The organism is Halolamina sp. C58 (genome assembly GCF_051195095.1).
Classification (GTDB): Archaea; Halobacteriota; Halobacteria; order Halobacteriales; family Haloferacaceae; genus Halolamina.
Genome location: NZ_JBNTJY010000001.1, coordinates 1,474,647 through 1,488,352 on the forward strand (window position 1 = coordinate 1,474,647; position 13,706 = coordinate 1,488,352).

Annotated in this window: 13 protein-coding genes; 7 read left to right on the top strand and 6 right to left on the bottom strand. The window is 68.5% G+C overall.

Annotated features, from left to right (window positions below; genetic code table 11):
* The 3 genes from ACQUSM_RS07705 to ACQUSM_RS07715 form a co-directional block, all read right to left on the bottom strand.
* A complete protein-coding gene (locus ACQUSM_RS07705) occupies positions 1-1,146 on the bottom strand; it encodes a thiamine ABC transporter substrate-binding protein (RefSeq protein ID WP_435117392.1) in 1,146 nt (381 codons plus the stop codon).
* A gap of 80 nt (positions 1,147-1,226) precedes the next feature.
* The gene (locus tag ACQUSM_RS07710) at positions 1,227-2,363 is read right to left on the bottom strand and encodes an SPFH domain-containing protein (protein WP_435117394.1); all 1,137 of its coding nucleotides are present in this window, start codon (positions 2,361-2,363) and stop codon (positions 1,227-1,229) included.
* 72 nt (positions 2,364-2,435) lie between these two features.
* The gene (locus ACQUSM_RS07715; RefSeq protein ID WP_435117397.1) at positions 2,436-3,122 is read right to left on the bottom strand and encodes an NfeD family protein; all 687 of its coding nucleotides are present in this window, start codon (positions 3,120-3,122) and stop codon (positions 2,436-2,438) included.
* A 101-nt stretch (positions 3,123-3,223) separates the two neighbouring features.
* Here ACQUSM_RS07715 and ACQUSM_RS07720 point away from each other — a divergent pair, with 101 nt between their 5' ends.
* From ACQUSM_RS07720 to ACQUSM_RS07740, 5 genes are all read left to right on the top strand, one after another.
* Complete coding sequence (locus tag ACQUSM_RS07720) at positions 3,224-4,831, top strand: long-chain-fatty-acid--CoA ligase (RefSeq protein WP_435117399.1); 1,608 nt, start codon at positions 3,224-3,226, stop codon at positions 4,829-4,831.
* A 108-nt stretch (positions 4,832-4,939) separates the two neighbouring features.
* Positions 4,940-5,809 carry a protein translocase subunit SecF gene (gene secF, locus ACQUSM_RS07725; RefSeq protein WP_435117401.1) on the top strand — a complete coding sequence of 290 codons (870 nt, stop codon included), beginning with the start codon at positions 4,940-4,942 and terminating at the stop codon, positions 5,807-5,809.
* Positions 5,809-7,413 carry a preprotein translocase subunit SecD gene (locus ACQUSM_RS07730; protein WP_435117403.1) on the top strand — a complete coding sequence of 535 codons (1,605 nt, stop codon included), beginning with the start codon at positions 5,809-5,811 and terminating at the stop codon, positions 7,411-7,413. The genes secF and ACQUSM_RS07730 overlap by 1 nt, the downstream gene beginning before the upstream one ends.
* A gap of 41 nt (positions 7,414-7,454) precedes the next feature.
* Complete coding sequence (locus ACQUSM_RS07735) at positions 7,455-7,718, top strand: hypothetical protein (RefSeq protein WP_435117405.1); 264 nt, start codon at positions 7,455-7,457, stop codon at positions 7,716-7,718.
* A gap of 40 nt (positions 7,719-7,758) precedes the next feature.
* Positions 7,759-8,292 (top strand): NUDIX domain-containing protein, encoded by a 534-nt coding sequence (locus ACQUSM_RS07740; protein WP_435117407.1) that lies wholly within the window; start codon positions 7,759-7,761, stop codon positions 8,290-8,292.
* Here ACQUSM_RS07740 and rnhB read toward each other — a convergent pair.
* The 3 genes from rnhB to ACQUSM_RS07755 form a co-directional block, all read right to left on the bottom strand.
* On the bottom strand, positions 8,289-8,939 hold the full coding sequence (rnhB, locus tag ACQUSM_RS07745; RefSeq protein ID WP_435117409.1) for a ribonuclease HII: 651 nt from the start codon (positions 8,937-8,939) through the stop codon (positions 8,289-8,291). The genes ACQUSM_RS07740 and rnhB overlap by 4 nt on opposite strands.
* A complete protein-coding gene (locus ACQUSM_RS07750; RefSeq protein WP_435117411.1) occupies positions 8,939-10,222 on the bottom strand; it encodes a tRNA pseudouridine(54/55) synthase Pus10 in 1,284 nt (427 codons plus the stop codon). Before ACQUSM_RS07750 ends, rnhB begins: the two co-directional genes overlap by 1 nt.
* A gap of 204 nt (positions 10,223-10,426) precedes the next feature.
* Complete coding sequence (locus tag ACQUSM_RS07755) at positions 10,427-10,735, bottom strand: hypothetical protein (protein WP_435117413.1); 309 nt, start codon at positions 10,733-10,735, stop codon at positions 10,427-10,429.
* Between the two features lie 418 nt (positions 10,736-11,153).
* Here ACQUSM_RS07755 and ACQUSM_RS07760 point away from each other — a divergent pair, with 418 nt between their 5' ends.
* Positions 11,154-12,341, top strand: coding sequence for an amidohydrolase (locus ACQUSM_RS07760; RefSeq protein WP_435117415.1), 1,188 nt, complete (start codon positions 11,154-11,156; stop codon positions 12,339-12,341).
* Positions 12,342-12,344: 3 nt separating this feature from the next.
* The gene (locus ACQUSM_RS07765; protein ID WP_435117417.1) at positions 12,345-13,625 is read left to right on the top strand and encodes an MFS transporter; all 1,281 of its coding nucleotides are present in this window, start codon (positions 12,345-12,347) and stop codon (positions 13,623-13,625) included.
* Positions 13,626-13,706: the final 81 nt, after the last annotated feature.

Here is a 13,706-nt window from a genome sequence, read left to right on the forward strand (position 1 = left end):
CTACTGTGAGGCGACCTGTCGGGACCACTCGTCCAGCCACGTGTCCACGTTGCCGGAGAGTCGATCGTAGTCGAACGAGACCACCGTCTCGGGTTCGGGCGTCAGCTCGTCGAACTTCTCGGGGAGTTCGGCGTTGTCGACGGCCGGCAGCGCGACGTTGCGCTGGGCGACCTCGGCCTGAATCTCGGGGCGGAGCATGAACGACATGAACGACTCGGCCAGTTCGGGCTGGTCGGTGTCCGAGAACCGTGCCATCGCTTCGAGGTAGGCGTACCCCTCGCCGTTGAGGAAGCCGATCTGGTGTTCGGCCATGTCGGCGTCGGACATGTCGGCGAACACCTGATCCGTCGAGTAGGAGACCACCGCCGGCGCCTCGCCCTCGCTGTAGGCGCCGTAGGCGGCGCCCCAGCCTTCGAGGATACGCGCCCCGTTGTCGAGGAGGCGCTGCCAGTAGTCGAGGTAGCCGTCCTCGCCGTACTCGTTGATCGTCCAGAACAGGAACTCCAGCCCGGTCTCGCTGTTCTGTGGGTTCGGGATCAGCAGCGCGTCGCTGTAGTCGTCGGTCGTGAGGTCCTCGAACGTCTCGGGGCCGCTCACGCCGCGCTCGTCGAGCATGTTCTGGTTGTACACCAGACTGATGTACGCCGCCCCCATGGGGAACGCCCGCCCCTGCGGGTCGAACTGGTACTCCTCGACGATGTGATCCGCGTTCGAGATGGCGCTGGGGTCCACCGCGTCGAACAGCGAGTCCCCCTCCTCGAGGTTGTCGTCGGCCCGGACCATGTTCTCCGGCGTGAGGCCGGCGAACAGGTCGGTGTCGACGGTGACGCCCTGATTGCGGCGCTGGAGGAAGTAGTCGATGCCGCCGTCGGGGGCGAACCACTCCAGTGTGGCGTCGTGTTCGGCCTCGAACTGCTCTTTGACCCACTCGCCGGGGCTGGTGCTGGGTGCGTCGATGAACGAGGTGTACGTGCCGACCCGCAGCGTCGGCGTCCCCTCGGTCGTGCCGACCGGCGTTCCGGTCCCCGTATCGGTGCTCGCGTCGGTCGCGGTGTCGGTCTCGGTATCCACCGGCTCGGCGGAGCAGCCGGCAAGCAGCGCCGCCGCGCCGACGCCCGCGGTCCGAAGATAGCTACGTCGCTTCATGATTACCCGTTACTATCCGGCCGGTATATAACTCTTGAAAATTATGAGAGGATTGCCGATTCGTGAGAGTGATCCGCCGGTCAGCCGGACTCCTCGCTCTCCATCTCGACGTCGCCCATCTCCTCGTCGGCTTCCGCGACCACGTCGTCGGCGGACTGGATGTCGGGCTCGGTGTCGCCGGACATGATCTTCTCGGCTTCCTCCTCCATCGCGTCGGTGTCGAGCTCGGCGGCCTCGTCGATCTGCCCGAGGATGTCCTCGATGTCGTCGAGGCCGAGCATCTCGCGGGTCTCCTCGTCGAAGTCCAGCGAGTTCAGGCTCTCCTTCTCCTGGACGTTGCTGCCGGTCAGGTGCTCGCCGTAGCGCCCGACCAGCGAGGTGAGCTCCTGAGGCAGGATGAACGTGGAGGAGTCGCCCATCCCGATGTTCTCCAGCGTCTCCATCCCCTTGTCGATGATCGCCCGCTCGCCCATCGACTCGGCGGACTTCGCCCGGAGGACGGTGGAGATGGCGTCACCCTGCGCTTCGAGGATCTGGGACTGCTTCTCCCCCTGTGCGCGGATGATGTTGGACTGCTTCTCCCCCTCGGCCTCCTCGACGGCGGAGCGTCGCTCCCCCTGCGCTTCGAGGATCATGGCGCGGCGGCGGCGCTCGGCGGAGGTCTGTTGCTCCATCGCCTGCTGGACGTCCTTCGAGGGGTTGACCTCGCGGACCTCGACGGACTCGACGCGGATCCCCCACTCGTCGGTGGGCTCGTCCAGCTCCTTGCGGATCCGGGCGTTGATCTCCTGTCGCTTGTTGAGCGTGTCGTCGAGCTCCATGTCGCCCAGCACCGCACGGAGGGTCGTCTGGGCGAGATTGGAGACGGCGGTCTTGTAGTCGTCGACTTCGAGGTACGCCTTCCGGGCGTCCATCACCTTGATGTACACCACGGCGTCGGCGGTGACCGGGGAGTTGTCCCGGGTGATCGCCTCCTGTCGGGGTACGTCGAGCGTCTGCGTCCGCATGTCGAACGCGTGGGTCTGGGAGACGAACGGGGGGATGAAGTTGATCCCCGGTTCGAGCAGTTTGCGGTACTCGCCGAACACGGTGAGGGCCTTCTTCTCCGTCGCGTCGACGATCTCCACGGCCTGCCAGACCGCGGCGATGACGACGAGAAGGAACAGCAGGCCGACGACGCCGGTGACGGCGCCCGCCTGGAGGGGTGCGATAACCATACCCTCGGGTTGGGGTGTTGGTGGCTTAATAGTTCCCCTGAAAAACCGACAGGCGGCGGCCTCGCCCGGTGCTCAGTTCGTCTCGGTCTCGCGCTCCTCGTCGGTGTCGTCCGCGGCGTCGGGCCGTGGGGTCCAGCCGGAGTCGCTCCCGGCGTCGTCGGCGGTCGGGTCACCCTCGGTTTCGGCGTCCTCGGCCACGTCCGCCGGCCGTTCGTCCTCGGCGTCCTCGCGGGCGTTCTCCGCCCGAGCGCGCTCGAGCTCGCGGTCGATACTCCCCTCGACGGCGCCCAGCGACTCGACGGTGATCACGTTGCCGCCGCCGGGGTCGATCACCATCACCTCCTCGCCCTCGGGGATCTCGCCCTCCAGCGTGCGGGCGGAGTAGTAGGGGTTGAAGCCGCCGTTGTCGACTTTCACCTCGCCCTCGCTGGGCGTGACACGCGAAGTGACACGGGCGGTCTGCCCCTTCAGGTCGCTGGAGTCGCTAGTCTGGGCCTGTCCCTTGCCGCCGTAGATGTCGAGTTCGCGGTAGCCGTACAGCGTGACGATCCCGAACAGCAGCACGAGCCCGGCGAGCACGAACGGCGTCGCGACGGGGCCGAGCAGCAGGCCGACCAGCCCCGCCCCGAGCAGCGAGACGCCGACGACGACGAAGTGAGCCCCCGGGGCTAGCGCCTCCGCGATCGACAGCGCGATCCCCGCCGCGACCAGCAGCAGGGGAAGCGTCTCTGGGCCGAGCAGCCCGGACTGAAGCAGCATCGTGCTGCGTATGGATCCGACCACGTATCAACGTTGGCTCCGTCCGGGAGTCGTCCCGACCCGAAAGACTATGTCACGAACGTTGATTGGATAACCCAGAGATGGAGCGACCACTCCTCGTCACGGACTTTCTCGATCGGGCACGAAACTACTACGGCGACGAGACTGGTGTCGTTGCGACCACGGGCGAGCGCTACACGTACGACGAGCTCGGCGACCGCGTCGACCGGTTCTCCGCACTCCTCCAGCAACGCGGCGTCGAGAAGGGCGACCGCGTCGCCGTCCTCGACCCGAACACCCACTACCACCTCGAAGCCGCCTACGGCGCGATGCAGATCGGCGCCGTCCACACCCCGCTCAACTACCGCCTCACGCCCGAGGACTTCGAGTACATCCTGAACGACGCCGGCGTCACCGCCATCTACGCGGACTACGCGTACGCCGAGAAGATCGAAGCGGTGCGGGACGACGTTCCCGTCGAGACGTTCCTCACGAACGATGCGGCCGCCGTCGACGGCGACTGGGAGGACGTGGACGACCGGCTCGCGGACACGTCGGCGTCGTACGACCGGCCGACGATGGACGAGAGCGACGTCATCACGATCAACTACACGTCGGGGACGACGGGCGATCCGAAAGGCGTCTGCCGCACGCACCGCAACGAGACGCTGCACTCCTACCTCGTCTCCTACCACCAGAACATCCGCGACACCGACACGTACCTCTGGACGCTCCCGATGTTCCACGTCAACGGCTGGGGCCACATCTTCTCGATCACCGGCGCCGGCGCGACCCACGTCTGCACCCGCGGCGTCGACGCCGCCGACATCTTCGAGACCATCCGAGCCGAGGACGTCTCCTACCTCTGTGCGGCGCCGACGGTCCTGAACATGCTCCAGGACTACTACGCAGACAACGATATCGAAACCACCGGGAGCGCCGACGTTCGCGCCGCGACCGCCGGGAGTGCGCCGCCCGAGGCGACCATCCGCACCGTCGAGGAGGAGTTCGACTGGGAGCTCGTGCACGTTTACGGTGCCACCGAGACCGGCCCCCTGATCACCACGTCCGAAGCCGGGCGACTCCTCGACGACGAGAACCGCTACTCGCTCAAGAAACGCCAAGGGATCGGCTTCCTCGGCACCGAGGTCCGCGTCGTCGACGAGGACGGCGAGGACGTCCCGTGGGACGACGAGACGATCGGCGAGATCGTCGTCAGCGGGAACCAGGTGATGGAGGGGTACTGGAACAAGCCCGACGCCACGGAGGAAGCGTTCAACGAGCGGCTCGAAGGCTACTATCACATGGGTGATTTCGCGGTCGTCGACGAGAACGGGTTCCTCTCGATTCAGGACCGGAAGAAGGACATCATCATCTCCGGGGGCGAGAACATCTCCAGCATCGAGCTCGAAGACACGCTGTTCGACCACCCCGAGGTGAGCGACGTCGCAGTCATCCCGTCGCCACACGACGAGTGGGGCGAGACGCCGAAGGCGTTCGTCGTCCCCGAGTCCGGCGATCCCGAGGATCCGGGCGTCACCGCGGACGACCTCGTCGCGTTCACCCGCGAGAACCTCGCCAGCTACAAAGCGGTTCGACGTGTGGAGTTCGTGACCGAGCTCCCGACGACCGCGACCGGGAAGGTCCAGAAGTACGAACTCCGCGAGGAGGAGTGGGCGGACGAGGACTCGATGGTCGGACAGGGGTAGGCGGCGACGCCCGTTCGGTAGCGATCGGTAAGAGAAGGCTTATTCGGGACGCGTGGGGAACTCGGCGGTATGAATCAGTTCGTCCGGGAGGTGAGGTGAGTGCCCGGCGTGGATCTCCCCTTCGGGCTCCCGGAGGTGGACTACGCCGACTACTCGAACCGGCAGTTGGTGGCGGTTCCGCTCGCGGTGCTGTTGGTGGCCCTCCTGATCATCGGCGGCGTCTGGCTCACGACCGGGGCGCCAGTCGATCTGGGAGTCGAGTTCACCGGCGGGACGGAGATGCGCCTCGCCGTCGACGGCGAGAACCCACAGCAACAGATCCGCACGGAGATCGGTCCCGACCCGGCCAACATCCAGCCGGTGGCGAACAGTAACCGCTTCATCGTGACGTACGGCCCCGAAACCGACAGCGCGCGGCTGGAGCAACAGGCCCAACAGGCCGGCTTCGACGTGGAGTCGGTCGACGGGACCTCCCCGACGTTCGGGAACGAAGCTCAGATGCAAGCGATCGGCGGCGTCGCCGTCGCGTTCGCGGGGATGAGCGTGCTGGTGTTCGCGATGTTCCGGACGTTCGTCCCGAGCATCGCCGTCGTGCTGTCGGCGTTCTCGGACATCGTCGTCCCGGTGGCGCTGATGAACGTGCTCGGCATCCCGCTCACGCTCGGCTCGGTCGCCGCGCTGCTCATGATCATCGGGTACTCCGTCGACTCCGACATCCTGCTCAACAACCACGTCCTGCGGCGACAGGGCGGGTTCTACGAGTCGGCCTACCGCGCGATGGAGACCGGGATCACGATGACGCTGACCTCCATCGCCGCGATGCTCGTGATGACGATCGTCGCGACCGCGTTCGGGATCGGCCTGCTCTCCTCGATCGGGCTGATCCTCGTCTTCGGGCTGGCGACGGACCTGCTGAACACCTACATGCTCAACATGTCGCTGCTTCGCTGGTGGAAGTTCGAGGGGGTGAACCGCTGATGGCTCGCGACGAGGGCGGGACGTGGGCGACGATCAAGTCGAACTGGCGGGTCGTGCTGCTGGTCCTGATCGTGCTCGCGAGCGTGTTCGCGCTGTTCTCCCCGACGCTCGCGCCCACGACGCAGGCCGGCGGTACTGACGGCGACGTGGCCGAGAGCGGCGGGATCACCAACCTCCAGTACGGGATCGAGCTCTCCGGCGGCACCCGGATTCAGGCGCCGCTCGTCGGCGTGCACGCGACGGGCGTCGACGTTCCGAACGGCACCGAGACATCGGCGGTCCGCGAGCAGGTCGCCGGCGAACTCGAGAACGCCACCGCCGAGGACATCGCGGTCCGCTACCCCGGCGAGTACGGCGACATCACCCAGCGGACGACCGTGGTGGAGGTCCGGACCACGAACGTCACCGCGGCCCAACTCGGGAGCGCGCTGAACGCGGCGGGCTACGAGTACGAGGACACCGCCGACCGCGTCTCCGAAGTGACGCAGGCGACCGCGGTGACGGTCCTCCGGCAGAAGGTCAACGAGGCCGGCCTCTCCGGCGGGACCGTCGGCACCGTCGGCGGCGACGTGATCGTCGTCGAGGTGCCCAACGCCAACCAGAGCGCGGTGCGTGACCTGATCGAGTCCCGCGGGCAGGTGCTGATCCAGGCGTACCACCAGAACGAGAGCGGGGCGTACGTCCGGACCACCGTCATGGACGCTGAGGACCTCCGGCAGGTCGGCAACGCCCGCCGGCTACCGGGCGAGAACAGCGGCGCCGAGGTCAGCGTCGTCGTCGCCGAGGGGAGCGCCCAAGAGGTCCAGCAGGGGTTCGTCGACACCGGCCTCGCACAGGAGGGCGGCACTCGGTGTACGTACCGGGACAACCCCAACGGGACCGAGCCGTGTATCCTGGTCGTGCAGGACGGGCAGGTGCTGAACGCCTTCGGCGTCGAGTCCGGGCTCGCCCGGCCGATGCGGACCGGCGAGTGGGCCGACGACCCGCGGTTCCGGCTGACGACCCGGAACCTCTCGACCGCACAGGAGGTCGCGATCAACCTCCGCGCCGGCGCGCTGCCGACCCAGCTTGACCTGGACTCGAACTCGATGCTGTACGTCGACCCCTCCCAGTCCGATCGCTTCAAGACCGACTCGCTGATCGCCGGAATCGCGGCGGTGCTGGCGGTCAGCGGCGTCGTGTTCGCGCGCTACCGCCGGATCGAGGTCGCGGGGCCGATGATCGTCACCGCGCTCTCGGAGGTGGTGGTGCTGATGGGCGCCGCCGCCGCGCTCGGCTACCCGATCGATCTCTCGGTGATCGCCGGCTTCGTCGCCGCGATCGGGACCGGGGTTGACGACCTGATCATCATCGCCGACGAGGTGATGAGCGAGGGCGAGGTGAGCAGCCAGCGCGTGTTCCAGAGCCGCTTCCGGAAGGCGTTCTGGGTGATCGGTGCGGCGGCCGCGACGACGATCGTCGCGCTGTCGCCGCTGGCGGTACTCTCGCTCGGCCAGCTCCGCGGGTTCGCGATCTTCACGATCCTCGGCGTGCTGGTCGGCGTGCTGGTCACGCGGCCCGCGTACGGCGACATCCTGCGCTCGCTGCTGACCGGCGAGCACTAAGCGGGCAAACACTTTTCTTCGACTCCCCCCAAGGGGGAGATATGTCCTCCACGAGCGGCGACGCCGACGATCTCGACCCGGAGACCGAGGCCGCGGTCCGGCAGGCGGTCCGGGAGGAGCTCCGCGGCGCGGTCCGGGCCCTGAGCCAGATCGGCGGCGGCCTGCTGTTCGGCTTCCTCGTGCTCCCCGCACTCGCCGGCGTGCTGCTGGTGCTGAACGTCCCGATAACGGTCGTGTTCCTCCTGTGGGTCGGCGCGCTGCTCGGGTTGGGGGCGTACGCGTGGAAGCTTCCGCCGTTCCGCTGACCGGGCGAACCGCTATCCGTCCGCCGGGCGAACGAAGCCCATGGTCGCCGTCGAACCCCAGTTCTGCCATCAGTGCGGCGCCGAACTGATCGATCGCGAGGTCCACGGCCGCGAGCGTGCGTACTGTCCCGAGTGTGAGCGGCCGTTCTTCCGGAACGCCGTCCCCTCCGCGGGCGTGTTCGTCCGTCGAGGCGACGCCGTGTTGCTGATGCAGCAGGCCGAGCGCGACAGCGAGTGGGCGACCGGCGGCGAGTGGACGCTGCCCGGCGGCCACCCGGAGTACGACGAGTCGCCGCGGGACGGTGCGGTCCGGGAGCTCGAAGAAGAGACGGGACTGCGTGCCGACGCCGACGACCTCACGCTGCTTTCGGCACCACACAGCACCCACCGCGGCTACCACTACTACATGCTCACCTATCTGCTCGCCTACGACGACGCCCGCGGCGAACTCGATCCGGGCGAAGAGGCCAGCGATCTTCGGTTCTGGACGCCCGAAGAGATGTACGCGGACACCGAGAACACGCGCGAAATCGACCGGCAGCGGCTGTCGCTGGTCTTCGAGAGCGAGAGCTAGAAGTCGCTCAGCCCGGACTGCTCGGCGGCCGCGAGCGCGTCCTCACACGTCGTCCACGTCGCCCGCGCACAGGCGGGCAGTTCACCGTGTTCCTCGACGTACCCCGCGAGGAACGCCCGCGTCGTCGGGTCCGACGGATAGCCGCTCCCGACCTCGCGTTCGTAGCGCTGGTCGATCTCTGCCATCCGGCGGTCGCGTTCGACCTTCGCGACGACGCTTGCGGCCGAGACGATCGCGTGGGTCTCGTCGGCGCCGTGCTCGGCCGTCACGTCGACCTCGGTTCCGGCCTCGGCGACCGCGTCCCGAAGCCGTCGGCCGAACCGCGCTTCGTCGGTGTCGGCGGCGTCGGCGAGCACGTCGTCGCCCGCCTCCGCGACTGCCGCGACCGCCTCCGCCTGCGCGGCGACGCCGAGCCCGTTCATGTCCGTGTCGGGGGCGTCGATTCGCGCCGGTTCGATCGCAGCCGTGGCGACCGCGATGTCGGGGTGTTCGCGGAGTTCGGCAGCGAGTGCTTCCCGGCGCGTTGCGCTGAGCTCTTTGGAGTCCGCGAGCCCCGCGGGGAGATCGTCCGGGTCGGCACGGACCGCGCCGGCGACCATCGGCCCCAGCGCCGGGCCCTTGCCCGCCTCGTCGGCGCCGACGACCATCAGTCCCGGAAGTACGCGGCGTTCTCGAACGGCTCGGACTCGCCGTCGACCCGGAGCACGTCCAGCGCAGTCACCTCGGCGCCGACGCCGAGCAGCCCCGCGAGCGAGGGGGTCGTACGGCCCTCGTCACTGGAGATCAGCTCCTTGATGTAGAGCCCACCTGCACCGTGGACCTCGACGGTGGCCGTGTTGCTGTCCTCCAGTTCGCCCTCGATCTCGTACACGTCCCGCGTCCGGACCTTGCTCGCGCGCCGGTGGTCGACACGGTTGGGCGTCTCCTGTTCGATCGTCGCGCCGTCCAGTTCCGCGAGCGCGTCGGCGAACGACTCGGCGTCGACCGGCTCGTCGAAGCTGACCTGCGCGCTGTATCGCTTCGAGGCGTCGTGCCGCTTGACGCGCTCGACCATGTCGTGGGTCGCGAGGCGCAGCCCCTCGACCTCGACTTTCCCCTCCGCGAAGGCGTTGATGTCCGACTGGAGGCGGTCGGTGTCGACCGTCCGGCGGCGGGGCTCCTCGATCTCGATCACGAACGGTCGGCCGGTGCCGAGCATCCGGGCGTCGACGTCCTCCCGGCCCGCACCGTGGAACGTCGCCCCGACGCCGTCCATCACGTCCTCGACGACGGGCGCGGTGAGCTGTTCGACGCTCTCGGGGTAGCGGTAGCCCGAGCCGTCGCACTCCTCGCAGGGCTCGCGGCCCTGTCGACCGCTGCCGTTGCAGGCCGAACACGGCCACTTCGTCTGCGGGATGCCGCGCTCCAGCTTCCGGTAGCGGCCGTAGACGAACGCGGAGTTGATCTCCGCGGTCACCTCGTCCTCGCCGAGATCGAGCAGGAACTGCACGTCCGGGCGCTCGAAGTCGACCTCCGTGTCGGTGAGCCGGCCGACGCGTTTCCCCACCTCGCGGTTGAACTCGCTTTTGAACGCCTCGCCGGCGTCGGCGTCGAGGCCGGCGTCCTCCCGGAGCATTCGTTCGTTCTCCTCGACCAGCGCGGGCGGGCGAGTGCCCACCTGGTAGCTCTCGAACTCCACGTCCTCGACTTCGGCGGCGGCGCGCTCGGCCCACTCGTCGAACTCGTCGCAGTAGCCTTCACAGACCCAGCAGTCGGCCGAATCGACGGATTCCGGTGGCTCGTCGTCCGCGAGGCCGATAGTGGTCCGCAGCGCCCGGCCCCGTTCGCGGTTCGTGAGGCCGAAGCTCCGGTCGGCGAAAGCCCGACCCAGACAGGCGTCACAGACCCCGCCGACCGCGTCGACCGCACGGGCGTCCTCGAGTACGCTCATGGGCGGAGTCGGGGGCGGAACGGGTAACTACCTTGCCCTTCCTCGGCGGCGCTGGGCAGCCGGAGACGACGGGAAAAAGAGGTGGGTGACGCAACGGGCGATCCGTCGCCCGTATTCGATCACCGTAGTTCAGCGACGCACAGCCACGGCATCAAGTTCGTCGGTGACGACACGGAGGTCGTCACCGCTCACTCGCAGTGGCTGCTAGGGAGGCCCGGTTCGCAACTCCACCTCCACGTCGCTGACGCCGAACCGCTCCTCCAACCGCCGGCCGGCGTCGCCGGGATCGTCGACCACCAACGACGCCGAGACGGTGACCGTCAGGTCGTTCAGCCCCGGTCGGATGCCTTCGAGGTCGACCGTCTCGACGGCGTCGACGCCGTCGGCGCCGCTGAGGCGGTCGCGCACGCCGGCTTCGAGGTCGCCGGCCGCGTTCCGTGGGACGCTCACTGTACAGGCCACGCCGACGGGCTGGCGGCGAACCGCCGACCCTTCGGAGCTTTTGGTGCTCATCGCATGCTCCCACCACGACTCGAACGTGCTGGGGGACCAGCTCCCGTGGGAGTTGGCCCACAACGTGAACAGACGGCTCCAGGAGAGTGCAGGTTCGCACCGACCGGGCCGCCGTGAACCGATTCACGCTGCGAGCCGACCGGACCGAACCTGCGGGCATACGAGTGCGATAATCCCGACATACCCGAACCGGTCCGCTCCGGTAGACCCAGACTCACAGCTATTGGACGCTGTGAGCATGGAGTGGGATGTCGGGACGCGCATCGTTCGACCTGTGAAACCCTCTGTCGGCATCCTACTTAATTCTACTCCGACCGTGCGACCCTGTCGCATAGCGATCGGCGTGGGGACCAGCCGGCGCCGCGGCACAGGCTGCTACGAACCGAAACCATTTGTCTCCCCGCAGCGACTCGCGAGTATGCGAGTCATCCGCAACGGGATCGTCCACACGCAGACCGAGCGCGGGACGATCGAGGGCGACGTGCTGATGGAGGACGGGAAGATCGCCGACGTCGGCGAGGTCGACGCGCCGAGCGATGCCGAGGAGATCGACGTCGACGGCGCCCACGTCACGCCCGGCCTCGTCGACGCCCACTCCCACGCCGGGATGGCGGAGTGGGCCGAGCCCGAGGACAGCGACTTCAACGAGGGCACGTCGGCGACGACGCCCCACGTGAACGCGCTCGACGGGTTCCACCCCCGCGACGAGGAGCTCAAACACGCGTTCCAGAACGGCGTCACCAGCGTCTCCAGCCGGATGGGGTCGGGCAACGTGATCGGCGGCGTGATCGTCTCGATGAAGACGTACGGCGATCAGGCCGACGAGATGCTGATCAAGGAGGACGGGATGAAGGCCGCGATGGGCGAGAACCCCAAGCGGTTCCACGGCGAGCGGGAGGGGCGCCAGCCCTCGACCCGGCCGGGCGTCGCCGCCACGCTCCGCGAGCAGTTCACCGCGGCCGAGGACTACCTCGACCGGAAGGAGAAGTCCGGCGAGGACGAGGCGTTCGAGCGCGACATCGGAATGGAAAACCTCGCCCGCGTGCTCACGGGCGACCTCCCGCTGCGGGTCCACGCCCACCGCGCCGACGACATCCGGACCGTGTTCCGGATCGCCGACGAGTTCGGCATCGAGGATCTCTCGATCGAGCACGCGACTGAGGGGCACACCATGGCCGAGGAGTTCGTCGAGCGCGACGTGCCCGCGGTCGTCGGGCCATCGTTCTCCTCGGCATCGAAGTACGAGCTCCGCAACATCACCTTCGAGACGCCCGGAATCCTCCACGACGCCGGCGTGAAGGTCGCGATCCAGACCGACGCGCCGATCCTGCCCCAGCAGCACCTCGACGTCTGTGTCGGGCTGGCGGTCCGGGAGGGGTTCCCCCCGGACGCCGCGCTCGACGCCGTGACCACCAACGCCGCGGAGATCCTCGGCATCGAGGATCGCGTGGGCACGCTCGAACCGGGGACGGACGCCGACGTGGCGGTCTGGGACGGCGAGTTCTGGCGGGTCGACACGCGCACCCAGCACGTGTTCGTCGACGGCGAACACGTGTTCGACCGCGCCGCCGACGCGACTGACCCGCGCGAGGAGTACGCCTGGTAAGCGGTGCGGCTTCCAACGCTCTCCACGCCGGCGATCGACGACGAGGACCCCAGCATCCCGGTCGTCGTCGGCGCGGTGATTGCCGGCGTGTTCTTCGGCGGCGTCGGCGGCGGCGTCGCGTTCCCGACCTTGCCCACGCTGGGGACGGTGCTGGGTATCTCCTCGTTCGTCGTGGGGCTGATCCTCTCGGTCAACCGCTTCACGCGGCTGCTGATGGCGACGCCGGCGGGGCAGGTGCTCGACAGCATCGGCACGCGGAAGCCGATGCTCGTCGGGCTGTTCGTCCAAGGGCTGGTGCCGTTCGGCTACGTGCTGGCGCTCGACCCCGGGCCGGTCCCCCTCTCCAGCGCAGCGATCTTCTTCCTCTCCCGGGCCTGCTGGGGCGTGGGCTCGGCGTTCGTGTTCGTCGGCGCGTTCACCACCGTCACCCACGTCACGACCGCGGAGAACCGCGGGAAGTGGGTCGGGTACATGCGCGGCGGGCAGAGCCTCGGGTTCCCGGTCGGACTGATCCTCGGCGGACTGCTGACGGACGTGTACGGCTACAGCGAGGCGTTCGCGACGGCCGGCGCCGCCGGCCTGTTCGCGGCCGTCGTCGCGTTCGTCGTGCTCCCGAACGTCCGTGGGAGCGCGACCACGACGACCCGCCTGCGTGACCTCCCGGCGGTCGTGCGCGCCGACGCGCGGGTGCTCGGGATCGGCGCCACCAACCTCTCGGTGCGCTTCCTCTACGCCGGGATCCTGCTCTCGACGGTCGTGCTGTACACGAACGAGTACGATATCTCGCTCGGCTCGCTGGCCGGGACCGGCGTGAGCGGCATCGTGATGGCCGTCTCCGTGCTCGCGATGTCGCTGACGACGCTGGTCGTCGGCCGCCTCTCGGACAGGCTCTCCTCGCGGACGTACACCGTGCTCCCCGCGCTGGGCCTGCTGGCGGCCGGGTTCGCGCTGCTCGTGGTCGTCCCGACCGTGACGGGTATCGTCGTCGGCGTCGCGATGATCGGCGTGGGCGTCGGCGGGACGGGGCCGCCGCTGCTAGCGTACCTCGGCGACATCGCGCCCGGCGAGGACGTCGGGAAGCTCGGCGGCGTCTACAACGTGTTCGGCGACATGGGCTCGACGATCGGGCCGCTGATCGCGCTCCCGCTGGCCTCAACCATCGGCGTCGGGATGGAGTACCTGATCTGTGCCGGCCTCGCCGTGCTGACGGCGGCGATGGTGCTCGCGACGCTGGACGGCGACCCCGAACCGCTTCGCTCGCCCGAGGTCGTCCCGGACGACTGAGCGCCGCTCGCTTCGCTCGCGGAGTTTTTCCACTCTCGCACGCTCACCCGCAAGCGAGAGTTTAAACCCGGGAGCGCACCC

Excerpts from the sequence above, each read along its gene's own strand:
- ACQUSM_RS07705 (WP_435117392.1), bottom strand. The coding sequence starts at position 1,146 with ATGAAGCGACGTAGCTATCTTCGGACCGCGGGCGTCGGCGCGGCGGCG.
- ACQUSM_RS07750 (WP_435117411.1), bottom strand. The coding sequence starts at position 10,222 with ATGAGCGTACTCGAGGACGCCCGTGCGGTCGACGCGGTCGGCGGGGTC.
- ACQUSM_RS07760 (WP_435117415.1), top strand. The coding sequence starts at position 11,154 with ATGCGAGTCATCCGCAACGGGATCGTCCACACGCAGACCGAGCGCGGG.
- ACQUSM_RS07735 (WP_435117405.1), top strand. The coding sequence starts at position 7,455 with ATGTCCTCCACGAGCGGCGACGCCGACGATCTCGACCCGGAGACCGAG.
- ACQUSM_RS07730 (WP_435117403.1), top strand. The coding sequence starts at position 5,809 with ATGGCTCGCGACGAGGGCGGGACGTGGGCGACGATCAAGTCGAACTGG.
- ACQUSM_RS07755 (WP_435117413.1), bottom strand. The coding sequence starts at position 10,735 with ATGAGCACCAAAAGCTCCGAAGGGTCGGCGGTTCGCCGCCAGCCCGTC.
- ACQUSM_RS07715 (WP_435117397.1), bottom strand. The coding sequence starts at position 3,122 with ATGCTGCTTCAGTCCGGGCTGCTCGGCCCAGAGACGCTTCCCCTGCTG.
- ACQUSM_RS07720 (WP_435117399.1), top strand. The coding sequence starts at position 3,224 with ATGGAGCGACCACTCCTCGTCACGGACTTTCTCGATCGGGCACGAAAC.
- ACQUSM_RS07740 (WP_435117407.1), top strand. The coding sequence starts at position 7,759 with ATGGTCGCCGTCGAACCCCAGTTCTGCCATCAGTGCGGCGCCGAACTG.
- ACQUSM_RS07710 (WP_435117394.1), bottom strand. The coding sequence starts at position 2,363 with ATGGTTATCGCACCCCTCCAGGCGGGCGCCGTCACCGGCGTCGTCGGC.
- rnhB (WP_435117409.1), bottom strand. The coding sequence starts at position 8,939 with ATGGTCGTCGGCGCCGACGAGGCGGGCAAGGGCCCGGCGCTGGGGCCG.